This window comes from Micromonospora sp. NPDC049580 (genome assembly GCF_040675595.1).
Taxonomy (GTDB): Bacteria; Actinomycetota; Actinomycetes; order Mycobacteriales; family Micromonosporaceae; genus Micromonospora.
On record NZ_JBFAPG010000219.1, the window covers coordinates 1 to 9,721 of the forward strand.

The window sequence follows — 9,721 nt, forward strand, 5'->3', positions numbered from 1 at the left end:
GTTGAACCACCTGGGTGCCGGTGGCGAGACCGCTCTCCACGTTCATGTTGACGGCGCGGTCGGCACCCGCACCGCTGGGGGTGAAGGACTGCCCGCCCAGGGCGACCGCGTTCTGCGATGGATCAGTTGCAGGTCGTGACGGAGAGCGAGCTGTCGCCGCAGAGCAGCAGGCTCGCCCGGCTACCGCCACCCGTGCGGTCGGCCGGAGCCATCTCCAGGCCCTGGAGGTCCAGAAGCGCCATGTCGTTCACCTCCCTTCCATCCGTTCGTCGATCCGGTCGCCCCCGCTGTCGCGGGGGAGTCTCTGCGCGCCCGACAGGGGCGCGAGGAAGGGCAGCACCGGCGGCTCGTCGTGTCGCGCACAGGCCAGCGCGTAGAGCACGCCGGCGGTGCCGGTGCCGAAGTCCATGGAGAGCCGCAGCAACTGCTCGCCGGGGAACGCGGTCCCGTCCCGGTACGGCAGCGCGTGCCAGGCCAGCCGGTCCACCTGTGCGGCGAGTTCCCTGCGGTCGGCATCGTGGGCCGAGGCGGCGAGGTAGGCGATGATGCCGGCACGGCCGGCGAAGAGCCCGGACTGTGCGTAGAACGGTGACCGCGCCGCGCGGCGGATCCCCGCGCTGGCCTCGGCGAACCGGTCGTCGGCCCGGTGGCGCAGGTACGCATCGAGGACCAGCCCGATACCGACGCTGCCGTGCGCCAGGTACGGCATCGTCCGCCAGCCCTCGTTGACCTCCAGGGCGCCGTCCGGCCGCAGCACACACCGGCGCAGATCCTGGCGCAGTGCCGTGGCGGCGTGTCCCAGCAGTTCGTCGTCACCGCTGAGCTCGTAGAGCCGCAGCAACATCAGCGCCGGTCCGGTCCGGCCGCGCAGCAGCCCGGCGTACGGATTGCGTCCGCCGCTGACGTCCGGGCCGGGGTCGTCGGCCAGTTGCCCGATCACCCGCTCGGCGGCCCGCCAGGCGGCGTCGCGCAACGACGCCTCCCCGGTGCGCCCGGCCAGCTCGGCCAGGTTGAGCGCGATCCCGGACAACCCGCTCGCCAGGCTGTGGTCGAGCCCGTCCAGGGGCTCGCGCAGGCAGATGTCGAGCACGTCCAGCGCGTCCTGGCGGCGTCCGAGGTGATCGAGGGCGTACGCCACGCCGTGCAGGCCGTCGTAGAAGCCGCAGCGGGTGCCGGACGGTGGCGCTGTCGCCCGCCGCACCAGCCAGTCCTCGTGCTCGGGCCACCGCCCGGCGCCGCTCCTGTCGAGCGCGTACAGCACTCCGGCCGCCCCGTGGGCGAGGTTGAGGCCGCCGCTGCGGAACTGCTCGATGTCGCCGGGGAAGAGCCGGTCGTCGCGCTCGGGAGTGGCGCTCGCCAGGGTCGCCGTGGTCAGTCGGTCCCTCGTGGTGGGCCACTCATCCGCGCCGAGAGCCCCGTGCGGGTCGGCGGCGACCTGGGGGCCACCGGTGATCTCCTCGACGGCCGGGTCGAGGAAGGACCTCGGCACCGGGAAGTTCGCGGCGATGATGTCGGCCAGGTGAGCCGCCTTCGCCGGCGCGAGCCGCACCAGCTGGGTCAGTGGGAGGAACAGCGCCAACCGCAGGCACGCCAGGGCGTACCGGTCGACGGCTGGGCCGGTTCGGTCCCGCGGCGCCGCGAAGCCCTGGTTGCGCAGCCCGGGCCGGCGGTGCCCGGCGATCGGGGCGGCCACCTCGAAGTCGACCAGGGCGACCCGGTCGTCCGGCCGGATCATGATGTTGAACAGGTGCAGGTCCCCGTAGACCAGGCCGCGCTCGTGGATCGCCGCGACGAGGGACTCGACCTGCTCGTGGATGTGCCGGGCCCAGCGGGCGTACTCCGCCCGGTCGTCGTCGGTCGCGTCGGCGTCGATCAGCGGGTACCGGTCGACCAGCACCTTGTTCAGCGGCCGCCCCTCGATGAACTCGAGCGCGAGGAACCGGTGCTCGCCGAGGGCGAACTCGTCGTGCACCCGCGGCACCTGCGGCAGGTCGGCCAGTTGCCGCAGGGCCTCGGCCTCGCGGGCCAGCCGGGCGACGGCGTCGGTGCCGTCCGCGTCCAGGCCGGCGTGCGGTCGGGCCTCCTTCAGCACCACCTGGGTGTCGGTACGCAGATCCCGGCCCACGTACAGCCCACCGCCGTTGGAGAAGTGGATCACCTTCTCGATCCGGTACGGCACCTGGTTGGTGCTGGTGTCGTTGCGGGCGGCCAGGTGCGGGCCGAGGAAGTCGGGCAGGGTGACCCAGTCCGGTACGTAAAAGACCGGCTCACGGCGATCCGGCACCAGCGTGCCGTTGTCGTCCTCGATCGCCGGCACCACCTGACCGTCGGGCGAGTGGCAGTAGCGGGCGGCGAAGCCGCCGTAGCGCACGTGGACCGGGCCGTCGCCGTAGCGGAGATCGCTGAGGATGTACGGGCCGGTCTCGCCGGTGAGCAGCTCGTCGAGCTCCTTGCAGACCAGCTCCAGCTCCGCGTCGTCGTGTGGGTAGACGGTGATGAACTTGCCGCTGGCCGCCCGGGAGGCGTACTTGGAGTTGCGCAGCAGCAGTGTGCGGGGCCCGTGGAGGAACTTGAAGGACAGGCCGCGGGGGACGCAGTAGTTCCAGACGGCGTCCAGCACCCGCTCGGCGTTCGCCAGGCCCGCCGACACGTGGATCTTCCAGCCCTGCTGCGGCAGCGAGCCGCCGTCCGGCGCGTAGATCAGCCAGTCGTCGAGCGGCTCGCGGCGCCAGCCGGTCGGGATGGGGCGCTCGGCGGCCGGGAAGACGGGCTGCGCGACGGCGCTGCCGAGCGAGTCGTAGAACAGCCGATCCGCCGCGCAGTAGCTGTCGTAGCGTTCGTCCACCGTCCCGCCTCCTCTCGAACTCGGCCGGCTGTTGTTCCGGCGTTGAATCGAGTTTCGTCGACGGGAGGCGGTGGGTCCCAGTGCGCTTAGTCACTGACTTCGATGCAGGGCGCATCGGTACTCATGACATTAGTCAGGGCCCATGGCGCCGGCTCCACGGATCACCGCGCACCGGCCCGCACCCGAGGCCGCCCACGAACCTCGTCGGCGCTGTTGCGGCTTGACGAGCCCCTCACCTGGGACTACTCCGATCGGATCGGTGCGGCAGCGCGTTCGCCCGCTCACCGACCTGCTCGTTCTTGACCCCTCGAGCGGGCAGAACTTAGACCCCGGTGATCGCTGGGTTAACAGTGGCGTCACTCAATCGAAATCGGAGAGGTCATCGCCACCGGGCTCACCGTGACTCTCGGTAGCGACGCCTGGCCCGAGGCGCTCGACGTGGGCGACACGCTGAGGTGCCCGGCCACGCGACCCGCGCGAGCCGCAGCCGGGTGGCTGCTCCTTGGTCAGGTGGAGCAGCCACCCCTCGCCGGTGCGGATGAGCGCGTACCGCCGGCGGCCGGTACGCCCGTGCAGCGTGAACAGCATCCGGCGGTCGGTGCGGTCGTGCTCCTCCCACGTGCCGATGTCGGCGATCGACTTGTCGGCATCCTCGTAGGTGAGGTGATCAAGGTGGTGATCGGGCACCGCGATCGCGAGCCGGTTGTCGCCGGGACTGTCCGGCAGACCACGGGGAACCGCCCACGAGCGCAGCACACCGTCCTCCTCGAGCCGCAGGTCGAAGTGCGGTCGGGGTTTGCGGTGGTGGTGCAGGACGAAGGCGGGGTGCACCCTTGCCATTGTCGACGACCTCCGCCCCCGCCGCCGGTCAAGCGCCCGTGAGCAGGAAACCGTGCAGGCCTCGCAGGTCAGCCCAGGTACTTCTCCCACGGGCCGGTGATGGCCAGGGTGAGGCCGGGGTCCTGCATGTTGACGAAGAGCACCTTGCCGTCGGCGGTGAAGGTCGGCCCGCAGAATTCCGAATCGTTGAGCTGGTTGCGGGCGATCGCGTACGTCGGCCCGCCCGGAACCGTGCTGAGCACGTGGGAGGCGCCAGCGCCGTCCTCGGCGAGCACCAGGCTTCCCCACGGGGTGACTGTCACGTTGTCCGGGCCGTCGAAGGTGAGGTCGGTGTACTTGACCGGCGTGCCCTCCTCGGAGGCGGTCTGGTGCGGGAAGTAGGTCACCAGCTGGATGGTCTGGGTCCGGTAGTTGTAGAACCAGACCATGCCGTCGTGCGGCGCGGCGTCGGCCGGCAGGTCACCGTCGTCCCAGGCGTACGAGTTGACCACGTACACGCCCTCGTCGGTGGCCCACACGCCCTCGAACTTGCGTCCCCGGGTGACCTGGCCGTCGGCGAACTGCTCGCGTACGGACGTGGTCCGCGCGTCGCGGTCCGGCACCTCGATCCACCGCACCGGGAAGGGGCGGCCCAGCTGCGCGGAGGTCAGGTAGGCGACGTCCGGCAGGACGGAGCCGTCGTCCATGATGATCTGCATCGCGGCGAGGACGCCGGCGTTCGGCGCGAGGCGGGTCAGCACGCCGGGGCCCAGCTTGACCCCGGCCGGGGCGGTCCAGCGGTAGAAGAGGCCGTTGGGCTCGTCCGCGTCCTCGGAGAGGTAGACGTGGGTCCGGTCCTTGTCGACCGCCAGGGCCTCGTGGGAGTAGCGGCCCAGGCACTTGATCGGCCGCGGGTCCGCGCTGCCGTCGGCCCAGACCTCGAAGACGTACCCGTGGTCCTTCTGGAAGGCGCCGGTGCGGCCGCCCTCCTCCCACTCATCGCCGGCCCGGTCCTCGGTCTCCTCGCAGGTCAGCCAGGTCCCCCACGGGGTCGGCCCGCCGGCGCAGTTGGAGACGGTGCCGGAGAGGGCGACGAACTCGCCCAGGTTGCGGCCCGCACGGTCCGTCGTGATGACGGTGCAGCCACCGGCGTCGACGGCGCCCGAGTCGTAGACCGTTCCCTTGACGTGCGGCACGCAGAACTCGGCGCCGGGGTCGATCTCGTGGTTCTGGATCAGGGTGTAGCGGCCGTGGCCGGCGTCGTAGACGGCCATGCCGTCGTGGTCCGACGGGGTCGTGCCCTGGCCGCGGTCGAGTCGGGTGACGCCGGTCCGGGTGACCACGGTGTAGCTGAAGCCCGCGGGCAGGGCCAGGATCCCCTTGGGGTCGTCCACGAGCGGCGGGAAGGGCACGGGACCACCCAAGCCCTGCGAGTGCGGCCGACCGGGGCTGGCCTGCGCCAGGGACGGCAGGCCACCGGCGACGGCAAGGCCCACACCGGCGGCGGCGCCGCCAGCGAGGAAGGTACGACGGGAGGAAGGCACGCGGATCAGCTCCTGGTCAAGGCAAGTGCGACGGCTGACAGCCAACTCCGGCCGACGGACACGAACACGTCACCCGGGGGGTCGCGTGGTGACATCGGAGTGAAGAATCAGGGCCGCGCGCCACCCCGCCGAGCCGACGGTGCGGTCCCTCGCCCTACCGGGCCCGCCGCGGCGATGTCCAGCCCTGCTGGTGCAGCCGTTCGATGCCGTCGAGCAGCAGGTCCAAAGCGAACTCGAACTCGAACTGGTCATCGCAGCCCTGCCCCACGACCGACTGGTCGTCGTGGGACGCCGCCCCGGCGATCTCCGCCAGGTGCGGGAACTGGGCGGCGAACTCCGGCGGTAGGGCGGCGGGCGGCTCGGGGCTGGTGGCTCCGGACCGACCGGCCTGGCGGGAGGCGTCGAACAGTTCCTGGCTGAAGCCCAGAACCCGGCTGCCCATCGTGTGCATCACGTGGTGGGCGAGGTTGGCGGAGAACCCGCCGGCCTTGAAGGTCGCGACCACCGAGTCGAGATAGGCGAGGACGGCAGGCGTCGCCATGCTCCGGGACTCGATCGCGAGCGGCGCCCAGGGGTGCCGGCGCAGCACCTCCCGCGCCGAGAGGATGCGCCGGCGGATGGCGTCCTTCCAGTGGGCGTCGGACGCGGGCGGGTCGATCTGGCTGACGATCACGTCGATCATGCCGTCGAGGAGTTCGTCCTTGTTGGCCACGTGCTTGTAGAGCGCCATCGGCACGACGCCCAGATCCTGGGCGAGGTTGCGCATGCTGAGCGATTCGATGCCGGCCTCGTCGGCGAGCGCCACGGCGGCACGCAGGACGCGATCCCTGCTCAGCGGCGTCCGGCGCAGCGTCTCAGCCTGCTCAGCCATCTCGTCCTCGTCCTGTCCGGCGGTTGTTGAACCATAACCGCCTTGACAGGTGTACGACGTACACCTACCGTCAGTGTACGCCGTACACCCCAGGGAGGGATCATGAAGGCGATCGTTCAGGACCGATACGGCCCACCGGAAACCCTCGCGCTCGCCGAGGTCGCCACGCCGACGCCCGCCCCGGGCGACGTGCTCGTACGGGTCGAGGCGGCCTCGCTCAACGCGTACGACTGGCATGCCATGCGGGGTGATCCCCGGATGGCGCGGTTGGCGATGGGCCGGACGCGGCCCCGGGCGCGCATCCGTGGCCGCGACTTCGCGGGCCGGGTCGAGGCCGTCGGCGCCGACGTCCGGCAGGTACGGCCGGGCGACGCGGTGTTCGGCGACCTCGGCGAGGCCAACGGGGCGTTCGCCGAGTACGTGTGCGTGCCCGAGACGTTTGTCGCGGCGATGCCGGCGAACCTGACCCCGCAGCAGGCGGCAGCCCTGCCGCTGGCTGGCATCACGGCGCTCATGGGGCTGCGCGACGCCGGCGGCGTCGAGCCCGGCCACCGCGTCCTCATCAACGGCGCCTCGGGCGGCGTCGGCACTCTCGCCGTGCAGCTGGCCAAGGCACTCGGCGCCACCGTGACCGGCGTGTGCAGCACCCGCAACGTCGACCTGGTCCGCTCGCTCGGCGCCGACCACGTCGTCGACTACAACCGCGACGACTTCGCCCGCGGCACACACTGCCACGACGTCGTGTTCGACCTGGTCGGCAACCGCTCACTCAGCGAGCTGCGGCGGGCGCTGACACCGACCGGGACGCTGGTGCTCTCCGGTGGCGGCGTGTACGACGGCGGCAGCCTCCTCGGACCGGTCTGGCTGATCGCGCGCGGACGGCTGCTGGCCCCGCTGGTCCGACACCGCATCGTCACGCTCACGACGACACCGGGCCGGCAACACCTCGACACGCTCCGCGGCCACGTCGAGGCCGGCCGTCTCACCCCGGTCATCGACCGTACGTATCCCCTCCACGAGGTGCCCGCGGCCATCCGGTATCTCGAAGGCGAGCACGCGCGGGCAAAGGTCGTCATCACCATCTGACGGCCGGCATCGCCGGCGGATCGCTGCTCGGCGGCGCCCTCCTGCCCGTCTCGGGGGCACGCCCGCTGGCACTCATCGGTGGATTGCTGACGCTGGCCGCCCTCACGCTGCTCGCCGTGGACACGCGGCTGCGCCACAGTGGCGGGTCCGCCCCGACCATGGCCCGTCCCCCGGCCAGCCCCGCGGTTACGCCGTAGCCGGACCGCAGTAGTTCCTCCGCTGTCACCACTGACGGGTCTCTTGCGTCGTGTGCCCGATTGTCCGCAGTGACCGCCGCCTATACCGTGATCCCCGTGTTCGGGGAGGCCGTACAGGAGCTTCGGCGTCACAGCGCGCTGACGCAGGAGGATCTGGCCGCGAAGACAGGGCTGTCGGTTCGGCATCTCCGGGATCTGGAGGCGGGGCGGATCGCGCGGCCGCGACCCGCGACGATGCTGTTGCTGGCCGACGCCTTCGGCCTGCAGGGGGCGAAGCGGGACCGGTTCCTCGCCGGGGCGCCGACGCCGGTCGCCTCGAACGGTGTTCCGGCGCAGCTACCCGCGGACGGCTTCGGCTTCGTCGGTCGCGCCGACGCGCTGGCCCGCCTCGACGGGATCCTGGTCCGAGCGGCGGATCAGCCGACCGCGATGGGTCTCGCGATCGTCTCCGGCACCGCCGGGGTGGGCAAGACCGCGCTCGCGGTGCACTGGGCTCATCGCGTCGCCGCGCACTTTCCCGACGGCCAGCTCTACGTCAACCTGCGCGGCTTCGACCCGGGCGGCGTCCCGGTCAGCCCGAGCACGGCGCTCGCCGGATTCGTCTACGCGCTCGCGGGACCGGGCGCCCGTCCGCCGACCGCACTGGATGAGCAGGTCGCTCGATATCGCAGTCTGCTGGGCGGCCGGCGGGTGCTTGTCGTCCTCGACAACGCCGGCGACGCCGACCAGGTACGCCCGCTGCTGCCGGGCGCGCCGGGCTGCTTCGTCCTCGTCACCAGTCGGGACCAGTTCCTGGGTCTGGTCAGCGTGAACGGCGCTGATCCGATCACCCTGGACGTCATGTCCGGGGCCGACTCCCGTGAACTGCTGACCCGACGCCTCGGCGCGGAACGCGTCACCGCCGAGCCCGAGGCCGTCGACGCCATCGTCAGCGCCTCCGCCGGACTGCCCCTGGCGCTGTCCGTCGTCGCCGCCCGGGCGGCCATCCACAGTGGGTTCCGCCTGATGGACCTGGCGGCGAGTCTGCGCCCGGTGGCCGGACGCCTGGATGCCTTCGACGGCGGCGAACCGGTCACCGACCTGCGGCTGGTCATGTCGTGGTCGTACCGGACCCTCGAGGGGCCCACCGCCCGGCTGTTCCGTCTGCTGAGCGTCCATCCGGGCCCGGACTTCGCCGTCGCGGCGGCGGCCAGCCTCGCGGGGATCACACTCGCGCAGGCCCACCGCCACCTGGCCGAGCTGACTCGGGCCCACCTGCTCACCGAACACCGTCCCGGGCGGTACACGTACCACGATCTGCTGCGCGCGTACGCCGCTGAGCTGACGGCCGCGGAGGACAGCGACGCGAGCCGTCACGCCGCCCGGTCCCGCCTGCTCGACCACTACCTCCTGGTCGCGTACGCCGCCGACGAGCTGGTCTATCCGCAGCGGGACCGGCTGCCGATCGACCCACCGGGGCCCGGGGTCGCACCGGTGGCGCTGGCCGATCGCGACGCGGCCCTGTGGTGGTTCACCGACGAGCACCCGGTGCTGCTCTCGGCCCTGCGGCTGGCGGCCAGCCACGGGTTCGACCGCCACACGTGTCACCTCGCCTGGGCGATCACCACCTACCTCAACCAGCGCGGCTACTTCCAGGACTGGACCAGCAGCCTGCGGACGGCGCTGTCGGCGGCCGTCCGGCTGGCCGACGACCGGGCCGAGGCGTACGCCCACGGGGTGCTCGGCTTCGCCGACATCGCGCTTGCGCAGTACGCCGACGCGCAGCGCCACCTGGAGTTGGCGTACGACAGGTACCGGCGGCTGGGCGACCTCGCCGGGCAGGCCCGGGTCGAACTCAACCTCGGGTGGATCTGCGACCGGACCGAGCAGCCCGAGCAGGCCCTCGCCCACGCCCTGGAGGCGCTGCGCCTGCACCGGCAGGCCGGACACGTCACCGGCCAGGCCTTCGCGCTGAACGCGGTCGGCTGGTCCCACAGCCAGCTCGGTGACCACCACGCCGCGATCGAGAGCTGCGAGCAGGCACTGACCCTCTTCACGTCGGTCGACAACGTCCTCGGCCAGGCGATCACGTGGGCCAGTCTCGGGCACGCCCACCTGCAGCTCGACGCCTTCACGGAGGCGGTCACCTGCCACCAGCACGCCGTCCGTCTGCGTCGCGAGATCGGTCATCGACGGTTGGAGGCGGACGCGTTGGTGAGCCTCGGCGACGCTCACCTGGCCGCAGGCGACGCCGGTTCGGCCCGCGTGGCCTGGCAGCAGGCGCTCCCGGTCAGTGTCAGCACCTGCGCCGACCAGTCGATGTCGGAACCGCCCACGGTGGCGACCTCACCGGCGGCGGAACGGCGGGGCAGCGCCGCGC

7 protein-coding genes are annotated in these 9,721 nt (G+C 72.0%); 2 read left to right on the top strand and 5 right to left on the bottom strand.

Translation table 11 applies throughout. The features are described from left to right. Nucleotides 1-122 precede the first annotated feature (122 nt). The 5 genes from AB0J68_RS18385 to AB0J68_RS18405 form a co-directional block, all read right to left on the bottom strand. Nucleotides 123-242 carry a SapB/AmfS family lanthipeptide gene (locus tag AB0J68_RS18385; protein WP_013734295.1) on the bottom strand — a complete coding sequence of 40 codons (120 nt, stop codon included), beginning with the start codon at nt 240-242 and terminating at the stop codon, nt 123-125. Nucleotides 243-247: 5 nt separating this feature from the next. Beyond that, on the bottom strand, nt 248-2,845 hold the full coding sequence (lanKC, locus tag AB0J68_RS18390; protein WP_363939542.1) for a class III lanthionine synthetase LanKC: 2,598 nt from the start codon (nt 2,843-2,845) through the stop codon (nt 248-250). 360 nt (nt 2,846-3,205) lie between these two features. Continuing rightward, nucleotides 3,206-3,685: a DNA polymerase ligase N-terminal domain-containing protein gene (locus tag AB0J68_RS18395; protein WP_363939544.1), complete on the bottom strand. Its 480-nt coding sequence runs from the start codon at nt 3,683-3,685 to the stop codon at nt 3,206-3,208. Between the two features lie 68 nt (nt 3,686-3,753). Continuing rightward, a complete protein-coding gene (locus AB0J68_RS18400; RefSeq protein ID WP_363939546.1) occupies nt 3,754-5,208 on the bottom strand; it encodes an alkaline phosphatase PhoX in 1,455 nt (484 codons plus the stop codon). A gap of 154 nt (nt 5,209-5,362) precedes the next feature. Beyond that, nucleotides 5,363-6,079 (bottom strand): TetR/AcrR family transcriptional regulator C-terminal domain-containing protein, encoded by a 717-nt coding sequence (locus tag AB0J68_RS18405; RefSeq protein WP_355066549.1) that lies wholly within the window; start codon nt 6,077-6,079, stop codon nt 5,363-5,365. 102 nt (nt 6,080-6,181) lie between these two features. Between AB0J68_RS18405 and AB0J68_RS18410 the strand changes: the two genes are divergently transcribed. Together AB0J68_RS18410 and AB0J68_RS18415 are read left to right on the top strand one after the other, a co-directional pair. Beyond that, a complete protein-coding gene (locus AB0J68_RS18410; protein WP_363939548.1) occupies nt 6,182-7,165 on the top strand; it encodes an NAD(P)-dependent alcohol dehydrogenase in 984 nt (327 codons plus the stop codon). Nucleotides 7,166-7,458: 293 nt separating this feature from the next. Continuing rightward, on the top strand, nt 7,459-9,721 hold a 2,263-nt coding region (locus AB0J68_RS18415; protein WP_363939550.1), incomplete at its 3' end, for a tetratricopeptide repeat protein.

Bases quoted from the DNA above. Each gene is read 5' to 3' on its own strand.
- AB0J68_RS18385 (WP_013734295.1), bottom strand. From the start codon at position 242: ATGGCGCTTCTGGACCTCCAGGGCCTGGAGATGGCTCCGGCCGACCGC.
- AB0J68_RS18405 (WP_355066549.1), bottom strand. From the start codon at position 6,079: ATGGCTGAGCAGGCTGAGACGCTGCGCCGGACGCCGCTGAGCAGGGAT.
- AB0J68_RS18395 (WP_363939544.1), bottom strand. From the start codon at position 3,685: ATGGCAAGGGTGCACCCCGCCTTCGTCCTGCACCACCACCGCAAACCC.
- AB0J68_RS18410 (WP_363939548.1), top strand. From the start codon at position 6,182: ATGAAGGCGATCGTTCAGGACCGATACGGCCCACCGGAAACCCTCGCG.